This window comes from Bremerella sp. JC817 (assembly GCF_040718835.1).
GTDB lineage: Bacteria > Planctomycetota > Planctomycetia > Pirellulales > Pirellulaceae > Bremerella.
Genome location: NZ_JBFEFG010000281.1, coordinates 679,871 through 697,917 on the forward strand (window position 1 = coordinate 679,871; position 18,047 = coordinate 697,917).

The following is an 18,047-nucleotide window of genomic DNA, read 5'->3' on the forward strand; positions in this document are numbered from 1 at the left end:
GCTATTCATTCTTTTGAGGGTCGATGCCGGTATCGATCAGCATCATGTCGGCCCAGAAGTAAGGATGGTCGAGCGTCTGCAGTGCTCCCCCATCGTTCCCTTTCAGGCGAGGTTCCATTTTGGAATCGAGCGGCATCGTTCGGACTTCGGCAATCGTTTCCTGCATGGCGGTGCTCGCTGGCATCTCGCCGATGCGTTTGCCGACCCCTTCGACCACGGCGATACTCCCCGAGCCAGCCGAATGCCAGCGACTGAGGAGAACGGTTTCCGAACCGGTCGCCATCAGGCCGAGTGACGTGAGGAAGATATCCTCGCCACTCGAACTACCCTTCAAGGCGTCTTCGGCGCCGGTATGGAATCCTGGGAGGTAGATCACTTCTGGACCACCCATCGGCGATCGCAGCCAGGCCGCCAGTTCGCTGCCTGCTTTACCGCGATCGGCCTGAGCCGGAGACCAGGCCCAGATATCGCCCCGGTTGGCATCTTCGCTATCGTCGATGACGACCAACTGATTCCAAACCTTGCTAAGTAAATACGAAGGAGCCGCCGTCGGTCGATCGATACGATCAGGCGCGACAAAGACATCTTTCAATTTGTCGAAATGCTGCTGGGTAACTTCGTCATCTTCGCCATTGAAAAGGCGGCCAACAATGATCGCGGTGTTCTGCGGACGAGGTCGTGCCCCCTTCTCAGGCACGGCCAGGCTTGCCGTCGGGGCGTACCGCACCGGAATTAAGTTCACCAGGGGCACTGTATGCCCTGCCCCGAGTCCGTCGTCGGTATGCATCGCCTCGAACGGCACATACCAGACAACGTCGTCTGGGATGACGACCAGTTCCGAGTAGTTGTTCCAGAAGCCAGGTTTCAAGCTGGGGATAAACTTCTTCAGCAGTTCGGCTGAAGTGGTTTGCCACTGAGTATCGTTGAGATCTTTCATCTGGACCGGAGCGTCACGTTTGACCAGACCAATCTGCTTCAGCAAGTCGCCGATCTGACCTTTGACTTCCCGCGGATTATCGAGCGTCCAATGGACGTAGTCCTTCTTGGTGAACAGAAACGCATGCACGGCCCGTGAAGTACTGAAGAACGACAGCACCAGTTGAGTGTCGTCCAACTTCTCACGGATTTCGGGGGTCGACTTGAGGGGCGGAAACAGAAACTGGCTCGGTGTCCGTCGCAAAGCGATGGCCCCCAGAAGCAATTCGTAGTTGTCGGAAACGACCTTCAGTTTCTCGGCCAGGTCGCGCTGCTTGGCGTACGACTCTTTGTCGTCGGGTTGCAAACTAATCTGGGCCAATTCTCCCTGCAGGCGTTTTGCTTCATCCTGCATCACCTTCAGATCGGGATATTTGCCTACTAACTCTTGCCGCTGAAGTTTCGCCTTTGTGTCGAGGGCTGAGTCGGGTGATTCCAACACCCAGCGTAGTGCCAACATACGCCCGCCCAGCGGAAGGGTCGCGAAGAATCGCATCCGTCGAATACGATCGGCAAGTTCGAGCGCCAACTCAGGCTGCTTACGAATCACGGCTGTGTTGAACCAATGTTCCATCGCGGCCGCGTTCGGTGTGAGCAACACCGTCAACGTCTCGAACGGCGCCGAGATCCAATCGGCGTCGGTCGGCTCGCGAAGCAGTTCATCGTAAAGCAACTGCGTGGCACGTTCGTTCAGGGTGCCTGAGACAAAGAGTTGATTGGTCATCTCGGTCTGATAAAGCCGAGTCGAAACGGCACGGTTTCCTTTTACTGCCGTAATGAAATCACTCGTTCCCTTATTCGCGTTGCCGGCCTGAAAGTTGATGAGAGCCGACAGATAGTTGTACCGAATCCCCACGCGTCCCTTCGCCATCGAACGCCGGGTCATGGCGCGGCGAGCTTGTTCCAACGCGGACGAAGCGGCGGGCACATTTCCCATATAACTGTTGGCTTCGGCCAGGGCCAGGTTCAACTTCGCCCGTAGTGCGTCGACCTTTCGAAGTTCGTTCCAGTTCTGCATGGCCAGCAAGCCTTGCGGCATCTGGCCAGGCTCGGTGATCATGCTGATTTCCGAGAGACCATCCAGGGCGTCTTCAATCTGGCCGTATTGGTTGAAAGCAGCAGCGCTGTAAGTCGCTTCCAGGAAGTAGGTCTTCGCGGCAGGGTAGTTCTGCTGCTTCAATGCCAGGCGCCCCAATTCGATCAAAGCTAACGGCGTCAGCACGTGATCGTACTGACCAGCGGTGGTCAAGCTTCGCTGCAGCGTCTGCACGGCTTCGTCGGTCTTGCCGGCCGCGGCCAGGGCCAGACCATACTGGGCATCAACCCAGGCACCGGTCCAGTGATTTGGCGGTGCGGGTCGTCGCTGCAACGCACCCAGCACCTGGCCGGTCAGGCCATCGTGCGGTGCCAATGGTCCCATGATTTCGGCCCGACGAAAGATCGCCAGCCCAATACAGCGCGCGATTTCACCCGCTCGGACTGGGGTCACCTGCAGCGTCGAAAGAACGCCGCCATTGCGGACCACCTGCTGGTTCTGGGCGTCGGTATTACCGCGATACATAGGGAGTGTATCGGGGTAGTTGCCAATGATCGTATTTCGGCCGGAACTTCCCCAGGTGACATTCGCACGGCGATCGTTCGTTTCCGGGCTAACCGGACGAATGGAGTCAGGACTGATGCGCAGCAACCAATTGGTATGCTGCACGAACAACAGGAGCGCAGTGTTGTAATTCTCGAGGGCCAGCGCATTGTTGCCCATCTGGTAGTGGCATTCGCCCAGCATCGTGGCGTAGCAGATCGAATCAACCCAGCGGCCATCGCTCGAAATGATGGCGGAGCTCTTGCCGGCGGAATTGAACGCTTCGCCGGCGGTCTCGTAATCTCCCTGGAAGAAGGCACCAAAACCAACGAAATAAGCGTCCGACGGCACTGTGGTGCTACGACGCTGATTGTTCTGGGCCCACGATTGCGCAGGCAGTGCAAACAGAGCGATGAGGACGAGAAATAAGATCGAGGGGGTTCGGCTGCTAGCCCAAGGCATCGGCAGGCTCCTTCGAGGAATTAGCTTCTGCGGAGGTGTTACCGCCATTCTACCCCCCACATGCAAGCGATACATGGAAAAAGCCAAAGTCATTGCCAGCATTCGGAATATGCCACGCAATTTCGTACCGTAGGGTGGTGAGCTGAGGCGAGCGCGACCAAGTGTCAAGTTGGAACGGTTAGGGGGATTTCGTCGCTCCTACCGGTTTTTCCTGTTTTTGGAGCAAAGTTTCGCCCCGGATGCGTCGATATCGAAAGTAACGAATTTACGCATTTCATGCGTTATGCATTCACGCGACCCTTACAACCCACGACAAGCGAGCCAATGGTTCAGGATGAACCGCTCGCCGACCTGGTGGAGACTTCCAAGGATGGAAACGAAACGCACCTGGATTCAGACCACGTTGTACTCCGGCCTCGGATGTATTGCCCTCTTGGCGGGAACTGGTTGCCAAGTGGACGTGGGCGGACAAACGCTGCCAAGCCCTTATTACATCTACGACGACGTCCAGTACTACTCGGAAGGTCCGGAATTCAAGCTTCAGCGTGAATCCGACGCGATGGAAGCCTACCGAGCCGAAGAAGCTGCCCGCGAAGGCAACTAAGGCTACGTCGATCACGAAATAAACGATCACCGTGCTGCGAAGAACTTCTCAGCACGGTGTTTTCGTGCGCCGATTTAAACTTCTTTCCATTGCAAATAGTCGCGTGCCCGTTCCATCAAACAGAAGGCACATACGATGTTGTCCCAGCTATGCTCTTTGCCGAGGATATTCGCGGCATTGACTTGCTCGACTTTCTGTCGCTGCTGAGAAGCGAGGCTCAAACCGATGTAGCCAGCCGCTTCGTCTCCCTTACGCTGCGTCGCCAGGCGATAGTGCTTCAAGATCTTGTCGGCACTATTGAATGCGTTGTACATCCGATCGATCACTTCCATCGCTTGCCCATTGCGACCGGTCGGATAAACGGCCGAATAGGTCACGCCGGCCGACAATAGCACCACGCGGTAGCCATGCTCGTTGGGCTCATGCTCTGGCAGCACGCGTCCCCCCAGCGTTCCGCCACCCAGCAGATGGCAAGCCCCGGTCACCACGCGAGCCCCGAGGCTAAACGCCGACAACGAAACCTGTTCGGTCGGCGGAAGGGTCATCAAGTAAGATGCAAGATAAAACGCATCAGCATCGGCTCGAACGGCATGTTCGCGAACCGTTCGCAGAGGATGCGGTTCTTCCTGGGTCGGCCACGACCAGATAACGTGGCGAACCTTCTGATCCATCGACAGACCACGCGTTAGCTCGTGGTACATCTCCCAGCCACGGCGTTCGGCCCAATAGGTATTCATCCAATTGCCATGGACGTAGACGCTGGTCAATCCGCCGGGCGATGGCATATCGACGAAGGCATCCCACTCGATCGACTTCCAACCTTCACCGACAACATACTGCGACACTTGCAGGTTCTCGACCGGCAATTGCCAGCCGCAGCCGCCAGGCGCACAGCGGGACGAGACCATGAAGACCTCGTCGCCGGGACGAGGTTCTTTGCAGTGGTAGCCGCAAGGATAGCCGTCGATCGATTCGCGGAATCCACCGGAATTGGCCAAAAGCGATGTGCCAGAGACTAGCAACATCAACAGGGCAAGCAGGCACAACCGAACCTGGCAGGAAGTTAAACGATAGGCGTTCATCAAAGTTTTAGGCTTGGGGGGAGCTTTAGGGTCACGCAATCCATCGCAGTAACTTTATCACGTATTTGGCGCGCGGCGATGAAAATTTTCATCATCCATGTTGCCGGAAATTCTCATGTTTCAGTTGCACATCGTTAATTGTGGGGTAGTGTTTCGCAGCCAAACTTGTGTTTGTTTCATTTCCCCAGTCGCAACGTTCCCATGAGGAGAACCCCATGAAGCGCTTTACGCTACTTCTGTCGTGCGTGGCTTTGCTTGCCGCGACCGCCGGTTGCCGCTGCGGGGGTGACATTTTCAACTGGCGATCGAGCAACGATGGTTGCTGCGGACCTGTTGAATCGATCAGCCCTGCCGTGACCAGCTATGACCCGCCCATTTCGTACGAAGGCAGTTACGACGGCTCGTCCGTGATCGTCTCGCCTCCCGAAAATGTTTTGCCGGCACCTGCCCGCTAAACCGGACACCCAGTCCGCATCACGGGCTGGGGTGCACGTCCAATGGCCACCTTTCTGTCGAGATTTACTCGCTGGAAAGGTGGCTTTTTTTACGCACCTTTCTTTCTTCGGACCATCACCCCTCCCAATCCGGGTGTTTCGTATCGAGTCCGCGTAACCGGTACGACTGCCAATACAGGTGCAGTTACCCGAACCGATATTGGGATTGCCAGACTCAGCAGATTCCCTGGCCCGAATTCGCCCCGTTCCCTGGAAGCGACTAAGATAGAGTATCAGGCGGCAGGTGAAGGAGTACTGGCCCGGACCGGCACACGGAAGACCTCACGACTCCATCGTTCTTCCCCAATTGCCCGAAGATTTCATGCTGCGATACACCTTCCCCCTTCTGCTCGTCGCCCTCAGCTTTCCGAACACGTTGTGGGCTCAATTCGACAACGTCCAACCTGACGAAGCGAAATCAGCCACCGTTCTTGGTACCTCGAAGACCGCCAAATACCAGGTCGGTGTCAAAATCCAAGCGGTCGGCGGTCCCGTCGGCGGACTGGTCGCCTCGATTCCGGTTCCCGCAGACTGGCCGGAACAATCGGTGCGTCTGGCGGACGAAGAGATCTCGCCTGAGATCGGCCGGGTCGGTTACCGCCTGGTCGAAGGGACCGTCAAAGAGATGATGATCTCGATCCCACGCCTCAACGCCGGTCAAACCGCCGTCGCGCTGATTACCGTGGAAGTCGAACGCCGCTCCGCCTCCCCTCCTGCTGATACGTCCGGCCTGAAGATCCCGAAACGGGTTCCATTGGCGATGCGACGTTACCTTGGCTCCAGTCCATTCATCGAATCGCGTCACGGCGAGATACGTTCGCAGGCCAAAGAGATCACCAAAGACATCGAATCGGACTGGGACAAAGTCGAAGCGATCTACGACTGGGTGCGTGACAACATCGAGTATACCACGACTCAAAACACGAACGCCGTGACCGCACTTCGCGACAAGAAAGGTGACTTTGAAGACGTCACCGGCGTCTTTATCGCCCTATGCCGAGCCTCGGACATTCCTGCCCGTACGGTTTGGGTGCCAAGCACCAGCTATGCCGAGTTCTACCTGGAAGACGAAAACGGCGATGGCCACTGGTACCCATGCCGCGTCGCCGGAGACCGTGCTTTCGGCGAAATGCCTGATCATCCGATCATCCTGCAAAAGGGTGACAACTTCCGCGTGCCTGATAAAAAAGAGCCTCAGCGTTTCGTCAACGAAAAGCTGACTGGCAAAGCAGTGCGTGGTGGTGGCAAGCCAAAGGTCGAGTTCGTTCGCGAGGTGCTCGGTGGTTAAACAGTTCTTCGCGGCAACGTTGCTTCTGCTGGCCTGCGGTTCGTGGGCATCGGCTCAGTTTGGTGCGGTCGAAACACCAGCCGCTTCCTCCGGTGGCGTTGGCAACTTTGAAACCGGATTCACGCTACAAGTCCAAGGGCCTGCCTTGGGTGTGACGGCAACCTTTCCGGTACCGGCCAACTGGCAAGATCAGAAGGTAGAACTGGTTCGCCAGGAACTCCCTCCAGGGGCTTCGCTCAAGTTCCTCGACTTGGATGGAACCAGCCAGGCCCGAGTTGATATCCCTCGCATGTCGGCCGGCGAGACCGCGAAGGTGATGCTCTATTTCCAGGTCGATCGCCAACCGATCGTTGCCCCGAATCGACCTGAGTCGTTAACTGCGCCGAGTCAAAAGCAACTCGATCGAACCCAGCGGAAGTATCTTCTGCCAGGGCCTTTCGTCGAAAGCCGTGACAACAAGATCACGACGGTCGCTCAGTCGTTGGCGAAGCCCGATGCTTCCACATGGGATCAGGTCGAAGCCTATTACGACTTCGTCCATCAGAACGTCACCTACGAAAACGGCCCGATGAAGGGCGCTGTTGCGGCACTAGAAGAAGGCCGCGGTGACTGCGAAGAAATGACGACGCTCTTTGTCGCCTTGTGCCGGGCCGGCAACATCCCGGCCCGCACGGTCTGGGTGCCGGGACATTGCTATCCAGAGTTCCTCACGAAAACCGACGACGGTACCGACCGCTGGGTGGCAGTCGAAATGACAGGCGACTTTCCTTTTGGACAATCGCCCGAGAAGCGTCCCATCTTGCAAAAGGGGGACAACTTTCGCATCGCTGGCAGTCGCAAGCCACAGCACTACGTGAAGCAGGAACTGGCCATTCGCGACTACAAAGGATCGGCCCCGCCGGCAGTGGTCTGGTTGCCAGCTCCCGGCAAGGAACCTCCTCGAGCCGAATAAGTCAGCATCTTACTTCTTCAGATGCTGCATGATTTCGTCGCCCATCGCGCGATCAGGCTTGGTCCCTTCCAGCACGGCGATGATCTTTCCCTGCTCGTCGATGATGTACGAGTCGAAACCTTCCGGGCTATACGCTCCGGTTCGCTCCGCTTTCAGGTCCAAGGCGAATGGCATCGTTGCCTTCGTCTTGTCGCGAATCTTCTTCAAACCGTCGCTGCCGGTTGCTTCTTCTCGCCAGATGACCAGCACTTCCGCGCCGGCGTCTTGAATGGCATCGTAGTGCTTCTGCAGATCGACGACTTGCTTCATGCAGAAGGGACACCAGTTGGCGCGATTGAAACTGAGTACCAGTTTCTTCCCCTTGAAGTCACTGAGGTTGATCGTGTCGGCACCTTCCCCTTTCAGCGAGAACTCAGGAGCCTTGTCTCCGACCTTCAGCTCTTCAGCAACAGACGTGGAAGCCATCAGGGCAACGGCGGTCAAACAGAGTGTGGTAATTGTCTTGGTAATCATCGTGGATCTCCATGCGAATAAAGGTTGGTGGCCTCGTGGTTCATTATAGAATCGCAGGCCTCCCTTCCCCCGACCGTGCTGCAGATCACACAAGAACGAAAAAAGGCAAGGTGAGCGTTCACCTTGCCTTTTTTTGTTCGACTTCTATCGGGTGGCGTTTAACGCACAACCTTCAGGCTGACGTCAGATTCAGCGGTCTCAGGAACCATTTGGTTGGCTGGGACGGTAGCCCCAGGCACCTGGGTGACTGGGGTGCTCAACGATTGCACGCCGCCGGCCCCTTGGTTCAGGACACTTTGGAGCAACTCTTCCAGACGTTCGCCACGTGGATTGATTTCCACCACGGTGCCGTCAGGACCGACGAAGACCAGAAACGGCAGTGCTTCGACGCCGCAGCGCTGGGCATTCGGGTCTTTGAAACCGGTCGTATCTGGGTTGGCACTGATGACGGTTGGCCAAGGCAATTGCTTCTGTTGGAAGAACTGGTTGCGAGCTTCGGCCGTGTCGTCGAGATTGATGCTCACGACTTCGAAGCCCTTCGCGCGGTACTTCTGATAGACCTGATTGATGTGGTCCATCTCTTCGATGCAGATTGGACACCAGGTCGCCCAGAAGTCGACCAGAACCCACTTGCCCTTGTACTGTTCCCAGTTGAAAGGCGTACCGTTCAGGTTGTTGCCTTCGACGACGAATGGCTTGGCAATCAAACCGGTTCGCTTTTCAGCATTCTTGACCGAGATGTTGACCGACTCGACCACCTGAGGATCAGGATGGTTGCCGTAATGTTCCAGCATGAGGTTGGCCAAGCGACGCGCCAACTGCATCTTGCGATAGTCCTCCATCTGCATTTCGATGGTCGCCAGCATCTGCAGCGGTTCGAGGTCTTCCTTTTCCTTGGTCGCGATCCAGGCACGCAGCGCGGCGACCAGTTGGTCTTCCGAAGCTTCGTCACCATTGGCGGCGGCCATCATGGTGCCCAGAATCTTGTACTGCATGATCATGTCATCCAGTTCGGTCGCACGAGCAGCCAGCTTTTCGTCTTTGGCACCGGTGAACGAATTCTTCATCATCGTCAGGATGGTGACGGCTTCGTTGGTGTGACCCATGCGGGCAAACACGGTGGCGGCGTTCTCAGCAACACCGAAGTGCATGATGTCAGCGTTAGGATCTTCGATGATGTAACGCGAGTCTTCCAGAACAGGCTGGAACAACGATGGTTCGCCAGCAGCGAACTGGGCCAACATCTGCTCGAACAGGAACAAACGGGCAAATCGCGAAACTTCAGGATCGTTCGATCCGGCAATGTTCTGAGCGTACTGAATACGTTCCTGACGGATGGCGTTGGCCTGTTCCGGCAGAATCTGAATCAGCATTTCATAAGCGTTGAACTTGAACTGCACCGCATTGCGACGTACGTCCGAGGTTGCCCCAGGAACGGCCAGCAGCTTGTCGGAAGCAGCCAGAATGTTCGAGTAAACCTTCGACGCGAACTGACGCAGTTCGGCAGGCGTGGCGTTGTCCGGAAACGGAACGGCCGTCAAGTTATTCATATAGGTCAGCAGCTGCACGGCGTTGCCATCTGGCACATTGTCCAGATCCATTGCGGCAGCCAGCTCAGCGGCCGTCATCGCCGGGGTCAGGTCTTCCTGGGCTTGCGCCGCTTGACCGTTGACCTGCATCTCGGCCCCGTCCTGGGCAGGAGCCGCAGCAACCATGTTCTGCTCGGTCGAAGTGAACTTCGATCCACCCGCAGGGCTTGCTGCCGCAGCGGAAGTCGCCGGGTTGGTCTGCGGCGTCGCGTTCTGCGTCGCATTGACCTGAACGGTCGGTTGGGTAGGTGCCGCGGCGGTCGAATTGCCGGCGGCAGGTTGTTCGATACTCACGGTTGGCGGCGCGGTATCACCACCACCGCAACCACTCAACGTCAGCCCAGCTGCCGCTGCTACGGCAGCCGACCAGCAACTCTTGTTCAGCAACACTCGAACTCGCATGGAACACTTCCTGATAAATTTCTCGGATCCTTCCCGATTGCCCACGGAAAGTCGCGGCGGAATTCTAGAGGATTGGCGAAATCGATACAGCGCCGATTTCGCATGATTCTGCTGGCATGAACCACCTGACAGAGGGTGGCGATTAAGAGAGCGTTAATGCACGCTGGGGTCGTCGAAATTGCCGCTAAAGATAGTTCGCCCCCCATCCACGGGCAGGCTAACCCCAGTAATGAACGGACTTTCGATCAGAAACCGTACGGCCTGGGCAACATCGTCCGGTTCGCCTTGCCGTTTCACCAGGGTCGCGTCGATGGCTGCCTGACGCTTCGCTTCGCTCGAACCTTCTGGCAAAAGTACCTGGCCCGGCAGGACCGCATTCACGCGAATCCACGGATTTCGCTTCGCCAGGTCAATCGCCAGGCTTCGCGTCAAACTGACCAGGGCCCCTTTGCTGGCGATGTAGGCATTGAAATCGGTCGCCGGCCGTTCGACCGACCAGTCGATGATATTCACGATCGCGCCGCCGGTCGTTTGATTCGCCATCCGCAGGCCGGCCCACTTCGAGCAGTGCAGGACCGAGAAGGTGTTCATGCGGAACATCGCTTCAACATCCTCGACCTTCAGCGATTCGAGCGGCGTCGGATGGAAGATCGATGCCGAGTTCACCAGAACGTCGATCCGGCCAAAGTACCAGTGCACCTTTTCCATCATTTCCCGAATGGCTGACTCTTCGGTCAGATCGGCCTGAAATGCCTGGGCTTCGGTCCCCTCCCCTCGCAACTTTTCAACGAACGAGTTGGCTTCATCCATCGAGTGATTGGCGTGCACGGCAATACGGTAGCCCGACGCCGCCAGGTGCTCAGCGATCACACGACCGACACGCTTGGCACTGCCGGTTACCAAAGCTACGGGAGCGATTTCGCCAAAGGTTCTTCGTCGTGCCTCGCTCATGGGGCAACCACCTTCGCTTCAGGATTGGCCGCATGAAACTTCTGGATGATGTCCCAGGCCTCGGTCGGCGAATCCGCGAACTGCACCAGTTCGAGATGCTCGTCCCGTACGACCGCCTCATCCGCGAGAAACTGGAAATTGATCGCCTGCTTCCAGTAGTCGGTACCGTACAGGATGATCGGAATCGCCTGCATTCGATCGGTCTGGCGAAGCGTTAAAGCGTCGAACAGTTCGTCCAGCGTCCCGAATCCGCCAGGGAACACCACCAAGGCTTTGGCCCGCATCAGGAAGTGCATCTTTCGCATGGCGAAGTAATGGAACAAAAAGCAGAGTCCCGGCGTGATATACGGATTGGGGTGCTGCTCTTCCGGCAAAGTAATGTTCAAACCGATTGTCGGAGCGCCGACATCGTATGCCCCGCGATTGCCTGCTTCCATGATGCCTGGCCCGCCGCCGGTCACCACGACGTAGTCGTAACGATCGTTGTTGTACGAGTGCTGCGAAACCAGCGTGGCGAACGCCCGAGCTTCTTCGTAGTACTTCGATTTCGCCAGTTGTCGTTCCGCGCGGTGGATGGCCCGGATCAGCTCAGGTCGGTCTCCTTCGGCATCGCGTTGCTTCTTGAGGACATCGAGCTTTTCCTGAGCTTGCTCTTCCTCGACGATCTGCGTCCCACCGAACAAAATGATCGTCGAATTGATCTTCTTGCGTTCCAGGTACAACTGCGGCTTGGTGTATTCCAATTGCATCCGCAGACCACGCATCGCTTCGCTTTGCAGGAAGTCGGTATCCAACTCCGGCACGACGTAGCTGGGCGAGTTGATGATCTGTTCTAGATTCTCGGCGACATGTTGGGGGTTCATGGTTGCTCCTCGAGGTCAAATGCTTCGCCCATCCTGGGGATGATGGTACGAAATCCAAATCGCTGCCGCATCAGCCCCGACAACACCGATGCACTCTCCGGTTCGCCATGGGTTAAAAACACTGCCTTCGGTTTGGGAAGCCCCGAAACCCATTGCAACAGCTCGCTTTGTCCCGCATGACCACTCAGCCCCGAGATCGAAGCCAGGTGAGCATTCACCGGAACGTCTTTCTTATGAATCTTCACGGTGTGTTCGCCATCTTGCATCCGGCGCCCCAGCGTGCCGGCCGCCATAAAGCCGCCAGCCAGAATTGTATTTTGCCGCCAAGGCAATCGTTGCCGCAAATGAAACAGGATCCGGCCACCCGTCATCATGCCGGACGAAGCAATAATCACTGCCGGACCTTTGACATGATTGAGTTGCTTCGATTCCTGGGCACTTCGAACCATGAACACATTCGGAGCGTTCAAAACCGAGTCCGGTCCATCGAGCCGCCCTTCCGACAAGTCGAAGTCCTCCGCAAAGTCGCGGAAGATTTCAGTCGCATCGACCGCCATCGGGCTGTCGAGATAGATAGGAATCTCAGGGATCCGGCCGGAGTGCATCAACACCCGCAGCAGATAAATCAACTGCTGAGCGCGACCAACCGCGAACGACGCCATCAGCACAACGCCGCCTCGTTCGATCGCTTCGTTCATGGTGATTTCCAGCATATCGAGCACGTCTCCATCCGGATGGTCTCGATTGCCGTAGGTACTTTCGCAAATCAGAAAGTCACAGCGAGGCGGTTCGTGCGGGTCATGGTAAAGCGGAGAGTCGTAACGGCCGACATCGCCAGAGAACAGAAGCCGCAGCGGCGGGTCCTGGTTGCGGATCTCGACTTCAATCATGTTCGAGCCCAGCAAGTGGCCGGCGTCATGAAAGCGAATCCAGATCGGTCCGGCGGCGTGATGCCATTCGCTGCGAGGCTTCGCCGTGAGCTGCTTGATCGCTTTGCGGGCATCCTTCGGATCGTACAGCGGCAAGGCGGGCTTATGCTTCGAAAGCCCTTTGTAGTTGAAGTACTCGGCGTCCCGTTCCTGGTTCTCGGCCGAGTCGAGCAGCAGCAATTCCGTCAGCTTTTTCGTGCCCGGCGTACAAAGGATGGGACCGTGATAGCCATCTTTGACGATCCGAGGCAGGTAGCCGGTATGATCAATATGGGCGTGGGTCAGAACGATTCTATCGATGGAATCGGCGGTAAAGGGCAACCGATCCCAATTGCGGAGCCGAAGTTCTTTCAGCCCTTGAAAAAGGCCACAATCGATGAGTACCCTGGCATCGTCTGCCTCGAGCAAGTATTTCGATCCCGTGACCGTTTCCGCCGCCCCATGAAACGTCAAACGTGTCATTCGACTACCTCGTGTGCCTGAGTTGCCTGGCTTCCTGTTATCCTAATCTGAACCAACGGACATCCGTTGACAATGGGCCCTATCCCCTCCGAGAACCCCACGGCATGTTTCGCGACAAAGACTATCTGCTGACCAGCGATGGGTTAATTTTCAATGTCCTCGGCGATCAGCACGACGACGAGCATGTGACCGCAGGCCTGAAATATGCCCATGGCGACAAGTGGCTCGACAGCTATGCCGATGCGGTCGCGTTCCTACAGGAATCATTCCCTGAATACGTCGATGGGCGAATACGTGTTCCGCTGAATAAGGTCGAAAAGCACCTGAAACCACTGGAACGTACGAGACAGTTATTAAACGAGCCGACACCATCGAACCCTCGTTTGGCACTCGCAATCGACCTGCTGCACATCCTGGCCGACCACTGCGAGGTCCCGTCGTCCGAAGTTGGAATCACCGATTCACTGCTGTGGGGAGACGGTAACGAGAACTCCGACATCGACCTGGTGATCTATGGAAGCGAAGTGGTCACGCGGTTTCTTTCCACTTCCCATGAACTGTTCCAATTCGACGATATCAACCATATCGAACCCGAATTTGTGCAGCGACCGCCGGACATCGACGACGCAACGTTCCAAAAGATGCTCGGCCGGAAAGAAAACCAGGGATTCTATCGCGGCACTCGGTTTAGCATTCGTGGAGTGCTGACCGACCAAGAGGTATTATGGTGCCCTGAGCGGATCAAGCCGTTTCAACCAGAAGGCCCGCACCAGTGCGAACTGACCATCAGCGATCGCGAAGACAGTTTGCTTTACCCAGTCGGTTACGAAACAGAAGAAGGCATCTCGCTGGTCAGTTACCACATCGGCTACGAAATGGGCTTGAAGCCTGGCGATCGCGTCCGGGTCAGTGGCACCCTGGAAAAAGCCAACGACATGCAGCGACTTATCGTTGGCTCGACGGGTGGTTCGGCAGAATCGATCACGATCGTTCCGGCGACTTAGTTTTACGACGTGACTTCGTTGTCGGCCTCGATCCACGCACGAAGTTCACGGTAGTTTGTCTTGCCGGTTCCCAGCACGGGAATCGCATCGATCTGGCGAACTTCGTCCAGACGCATGATTCCCTGGAAGCCGGCCTGCTTGAGGCAATCGTTTGCTTCACGCAGCGTGATCTCTTCGGTGGTGAACAGCACGATGCAGCGGCCACCATCTTGCTCGATCCCTTCGACGGCGACTTTCGGGCCCTCTTCGTCGGCCGGAAACTTCTCGGCCAATGGACCTTCCAGCGCCGGCAGGCTCACCATTTCACCGCCGATCTTCAGGAAGCGTTTCATACGACCACGGAAGGTGATGAAGTCGTCTTCATCCTTCGAGCACAAGTCGCCGGAGTTGTACCAGCGATGCCCTTCGACTTCGAGGAATGGTTGCGGAGCATCGTGGCGGTAGTATCCGTTGAAGACCGAATCGCCGCGGATCAGCAGCAGGCCGGTTTCTCCTTGTGGCAGTGGCTCGTGCGACTCGGGATGGACGACGATCGTTTCGACGCAGTTGATCGAAAGCCCGATCGTCCCAGGCTTGTTGTTCCCAGGGCGGTTGCCAGATACGACAGGGCTGCACTCAGTAATGCCGTAACCTTCCAGCAGATCGAGTTCCGGCAGAATCTCCATCGTTCGCTGGTACAAAGCTGGCGGGCACTTCTCGGCACCAACCAGGACCAAGCGTAACGAGTTCAGTTCGCCAGGCTCGCTACTGCTGACGATATATTGCAGGAAGGTCGGCGTCGCGAACATCAAGGTCGGCTTGTAAGCCGCAATCACGCGGGCCAGCATTCGCGAGTCGGTCGGGTCGGCATGATGCACGACGCGAATTCCCGCGAGCAATGGCATCAGCGAGGTAGCCGTCAGACCAAAGCTATGGAACGGCGGCAGGAAGCCGAGCAGCGTATCGCCGCGATGGAAGTTCATATGATCGCAGCCAGCCCGCATGTTGGCGATCAGGTTCTTATGTGACAAAGGAACCGCCTTGGGCAAGCTTTCCGAACCGGAGGTGAACAGAATCACCGCCGGATCGTCCGGGTTGGGCTGTGGCAAGCCTCGCAGGAACGACCAGGGCGCGATGTAAGTAGCCATCAGCGACATCAGTTTCTCGAAGGTCGAGATCTGATCGCGGACGTCTTCCAGGTAGAACATCTCGACGCCTTCCATTTCGATCCCCAAGCGATCCATGAAACGCTTCGAGGTAATCACGCGGCGCACTTCCAGCTTCTCGGTCGCATGACGCAGCCCGGCGGGGCCAGTCGTCCAGTTGAGCATCACCGGCAGCTTGCCAGCCAGTTGCGTGGCCAGCAGCACCGAGTCGGCCGCCACCGACGCCGGCAGCATGATACCGACGGCTTCCCCTTCCAGCTTGGCAATTCGCTTCGAGAGGAGCGTGGCCCCGATCAACAGCTTGCGATAGCTCAAGCAGCCCGAAAGCGTATCGGCCACTGCCGGACGATTGGCACTCGACAATGCCCGGAGGACGAAAGCTTCGGCGATCGTTTCGGCCAACACCTCTGGATGCTCTTTCCCCTTTTTCCGCGACTGATTCCATTCCTCCGGAACTTCCAACGGTTTCTCGTCGCTCGAAGCCTTCCCTGCCGCCAGCAAACAAAGCTCGCCCACGGTCGAGGGGACCGAGTCACTCCGGAAACCGAAGTGCTGTTCCAGTTCGAGTGCCAGGTCCATCCGCTCCAAACTGTCGAGTCCCAACAGGTCGAGGGTGGTGCCTGGTTCTTTTTCCGAATCATCCAGTTTCCGATCGAGTCGATGCTCGAGGATCTCGTGCACCTCTTGAATGACTTGATCTGGAATCTGGCTAACGTCGACATCGGCATTGCTTTTCACGGCATCGAAGTCGAAGTCGCGGGCCCCGAAGCAATAGCTGTACGGAACGAACTTGGCGTCTTCACCACCATCGGCGTTATAGAATGCTTCGAGGTGGCGGTTGAGGGCCGTCTTGCTTTCCAGCGGCAGCGAATCGCGATCGACGGGCACCACTTCGATCGAGACCTTCCGTTTCGGCAGAAAGAAGATCGCCCCGGCCAGAATCCACAACAGCGAGACCAAGGCGTTGCGACCAAGTGTCGGCACGCCCCCCTCTTGAGCACAACCGAATCGGCTGCCCCATAATCCACGCGTCCTCACGAGGACCACGTTCACGTTCTCGACGCGTTCCATCAGTTCGTGGGCAATTCGGGAGCCACCCACGATTTCATATCCCTGCCGCTGCAGGCGTCCACTGGGATAGATCAGAAAGTTCTGACCGCTGTTCAGTTCGCCCGCGACATGTTCAATCAACTGGGTTGTCTTGACGTGGGCATCGCGGCTGTGCGACTGCAGGTTCGGCACTTCATACGCGTCGATCACTTTCATCAACGGATAAAAGAGCGGGCTGCGATAGGTATCGGTGAAGACCAGCGGACGCAGTGACTTGCCACAACGCAGATGGCTTAACACGATCGGCGGGTCGACATAAGCAGGATGATTTGGCAGAACCAGAAGTGGGCCTTCCAGACCTTCCAATTTCTCGAGCCCCTGCACCTCTACCTGGTAGCGGCGATGCAGGAGACATCGAAGACAAAAATACAGAAGGGATTGAATCCACTTTCCCATGGCAACGGCTACCTGTTCTCGTAGAAACTTGAATGGCGTCTACGATTTACGCGACAAAAGAACCTCGGTGGGTCAATGCAATACGGCGACCGCACTTTATGGCCCCAATTTACGCCGAAATGGGGGGCGATTTAAAGGTCGATCCACCAACTAACCTCCTTCGATTTCCGATATCGAGGCCGTATGATAGGAACTGGATCTATCCCCGATCCCTCTGCCGGCACTTGATGGAAATGACGAACGAGTATGCCTCTGCCTACTGACCGAATCGAAATAAATGTTATCGACTCCCATACGGGGGGTGAACCCACACGAACAATCATCGGTGGTGCTCCTGAACTAGTTTCGACGACACTGGCCGATCAAATCCAGGAACTCAAGACAAACTACGATTGGGTGAGGACCTCCCTGACCCATGAGCCACGTGGTTTCGAGGCCATGGTCGGCGCTTTGTTGCTGCGTCCAGCCAATCCCGAAGCGGTCGCTCGGGTCGTTTTCTTCAACAACGTGGGCTACCTCGGCATGTGCGGCCACGGCACCATCGGTGTCGCGGCAACGCTCTGTTACCTTGGCAAGATCTCTCCGGGTGAACATCTACTGGAAACAATCGCCGGCGACGTGGTCTTTACCCTTCATGAAGACAATCGTGTCTCATTCGTGAATGTCCCCAGTTATCGTTACCAAACGGCTGTCCCGGTCGAGACCGAAAACTTCGGCACCGTGACCGGCGACATTGCCTGGGGAGGCAACTGGTTCTATTTATGTGCCGATCATGGCCTCGAGATTTCGATGGGCAATTTGGATCAGCTTGATCGCTGCTGCCGCGAGATTCGCAATTCGCTCGACCGCAATGGAATCACCGGCGAGAATGGCGGCATCATCGATCATGTCGAGCTCTTCGGACCGCCACGACGTGACGATGCCCAGTCGATGAACTACGTCGATTGCCCAGGCGGTGAGTACGACCGATCGCCTTGCGGTACTGGTACCAGTGCCAAGATTGCCTGCCTGGCGGCCGCTGGTAAGCTTGAACCAGGGCAAGCATGGGGGCAAGAGTCGGTCACCGGCAGCTTGTTCGAGGGTTCGTACGAGTGGCAAGGCGACAAAGTCCTGCCGCGGATTATTGGCGAAGCGTTCGTAACGGCCGAAACCAAAGTGGTAATCGATCCGATCGATCCGCTGACATTTGGTTTCAGCCAACAGAAGTAGACACTTCGCGACCTCTTCTGCCTTGGGATCCTTCCCAA

General features: G+C 56.8%; 14 protein-coding genes. 6 read left to right on the plus strand and 8 right to left on the minus strand.

What is annotated here, in order from left to right; translation table 11 throughout:
• Nucleotide 1 precedes the first annotated feature (1 nt).
• Nucleotides 2–3,016: a tetratricopeptide repeat protein gene (locus AB1L30_RS25710; protein ID WP_367017307.1), complete on the minus strand. Its 3,015-nt coding sequence runs from the start codon at nucleotides 3,014–3,016 to the stop codon at nucleotides 2–4.
• Nucleotides 3,017–3,386: 370 nt separating this feature from the next.
• Here AB1L30_RS25710 and AB1L30_RS25715 point away from each other — a divergent pair, with 370 nt between their 5' ends.
• A complete protein-coding gene (locus tag AB1L30_RS25715; protein ID WP_345094074.1) occupies nucleotides 3,387–3,620 on the plus strand; it encodes a hypothetical protein in 234 nt (77 codons plus the stop codon).
• Nucleotides 3,621–3,694: 74 nt separating this feature from the next.
• Here the strand turns inward: AB1L30_RS25715 and AB1L30_RS25720 are convergent, their stop codons facing one another.
• Nucleotides 3,695–4,702, minus strand: coding sequence for a hypothetical protein (locus AB1L30_RS25720; RefSeq protein WP_367017309.1), 1,008 nt, complete (start codon nucleotides 4,700–4,702; stop codon nucleotides 3,695–3,697).
• Between the two features lie 215 nt (nucleotides 4,703–4,917).
• On the opposite strand from AB1L30_RS25720, the gene AB1L30_RS25725 reads away from it, so the two are divergent.
• The 3 genes from AB1L30_RS25725 (at nucleotide 4,918) to AB1L30_RS25735 (ending at nucleotide 7,436) form a co-directional block, all read left to right on the plus strand.
• Nucleotides 4,918–5,157 carry a hypothetical protein gene (locus tag AB1L30_RS25725; RefSeq protein WP_345094078.1) on the plus strand — a complete coding sequence of 80 codons (240 nt, stop codon included), beginning with the start codon at nucleotides 4,918–4,920 and terminating at the stop codon, nucleotides 5,155–5,157.
• 361 nt (nucleotides 5,158–5,518) lie between these two features.
• Complete coding sequence (locus AB1L30_RS25730; RefSeq protein ID WP_367017311.1) at nucleotides 5,519–6,484, plus strand: transglutaminase domain-containing protein; 966 nt, start codon at nucleotides 5,519–5,521, stop codon at nucleotides 6,482–6,484.
• Nucleotides 6,477–7,436: a transglutaminase family protein gene (locus AB1L30_RS25735; protein WP_367017313.1), complete on the plus strand. Its 960-nt coding sequence runs from the start codon at nucleotides 6,477–6,479 to the stop codon at nucleotides 7,434–7,436. The genes AB1L30_RS25730 and AB1L30_RS25735 overlap by 8 nt, the downstream gene beginning before the upstream one ends.
• Nucleotides 7,437–7,445: 9 nt before the next feature.
• On the opposite strand, the gene AB1L30_RS25740 is transcribed toward AB1L30_RS25735, so the two are convergent.
• The 5 genes from AB1L30_RS25740 to AB1L30_RS25760 all read right to left on the minus strand — a co-directional run bounded on the left by AB1L30_RS25740 (nucleotide 7,446) and on the right by AB1L30_RS25760 (nucleotide 13,145).
• The gene (locus AB1L30_RS25740) at nucleotides 7,446–7,949 is read right to left on the minus strand and encodes a peroxiredoxin family protein (protein ID WP_367017315.1); all 504 of its coding nucleotides are present in this window, start codon (nucleotides 7,947–7,949) and stop codon (nucleotides 7,446–7,448) included.
• A gap of 158 nt (nucleotides 7,950–8,107) precedes the next feature.
• On the minus strand, nucleotides 8,108–9,940 hold the full coding sequence (locus AB1L30_RS25745) for a TlpA disulfide reductase family protein (protein ID WP_367017317.1): 1,833 nt from the start codon (nucleotides 9,938–9,940) through the stop codon (nucleotides 8,108–8,110).
• 153 nt (nucleotides 9,941–10,093) lie between these two features.
• The gene (locus AB1L30_RS25750) at nucleotides 10,094–10,891 is read right to left on the minus strand and encodes an SDR family oxidoreductase (RefSeq protein WP_367017319.1); all 798 of its coding nucleotides are present in this window, start codon (nucleotides 10,889–10,891) and stop codon (nucleotides 10,094–10,096) included.
• The gene (locus AB1L30_RS25755; RefSeq protein ID WP_345094090.1) at nucleotides 10,888–11,754 is read right to left on the minus strand and encodes an LOG family protein; all 867 of its coding nucleotides are present in this window, start codon (nucleotides 11,752–11,754) and stop codon (nucleotides 10,888–10,890) included. The genes AB1L30_RS25750 and AB1L30_RS25755 overlap by 4 nt, the downstream gene beginning before the upstream one ends.
• Nucleotides 11,751–13,145, minus strand: a complete 1,395-nt coding sequence (locus AB1L30_RS25760) for an MBL fold metallo-hydrolase (protein ID WP_367017321.1) — start codon at nucleotides 13,143–13,145, stop codon at nucleotides 11,751–11,753. Before AB1L30_RS25760 ends, AB1L30_RS25755 begins: the two co-directional genes overlap by 4 nt.
• Before the next feature lie 104 nt (nucleotides 13,146–13,249).
• Between AB1L30_RS25760 and AB1L30_RS25765 the strand changes: the two genes are divergently transcribed.
• Nucleotides 13,250–14,149 carry a hypothetical protein gene (locus AB1L30_RS25765; protein ID WP_367017322.1) on the plus strand — a complete coding sequence of 300 codons (900 nt, stop codon included), beginning with the start codon at nucleotides 13,250–13,252 and terminating at the stop codon, nucleotides 14,147–14,149.
• Between the two features lie 2 nt (nucleotides 14,150–14,151).
• Here the strand turns inward: AB1L30_RS25765 and AB1L30_RS25770 are convergent, their stop codons facing one another.
• Nucleotides 14,152–16,800 carry an AMP-binding protein gene (locus AB1L30_RS25770; protein WP_367017324.1) on the minus strand — a complete coding sequence of 883 codons (2,649 nt, stop codon included), beginning with the start codon at nucleotides 16,798–16,800 and terminating at the stop codon, nucleotides 14,152–14,154.
• Nucleotides 16,801–17,046: 246 nt separating this feature from the next.
• Here AB1L30_RS25770 and AB1L30_RS25775 point away from each other — a divergent pair, with 246 nt between their 5' ends.
• Nucleotides 17,047–18,009, plus strand: a complete 963-nt coding sequence (locus AB1L30_RS25775; protein ID WP_367017326.1) for a proline racemase family protein — start codon at nucleotides 17,047–17,049, stop codon at nucleotides 18,007–18,009.
• The last annotated feature ends 38 nt before the right edge of the window (nucleotides 18,010–18,047 follow it).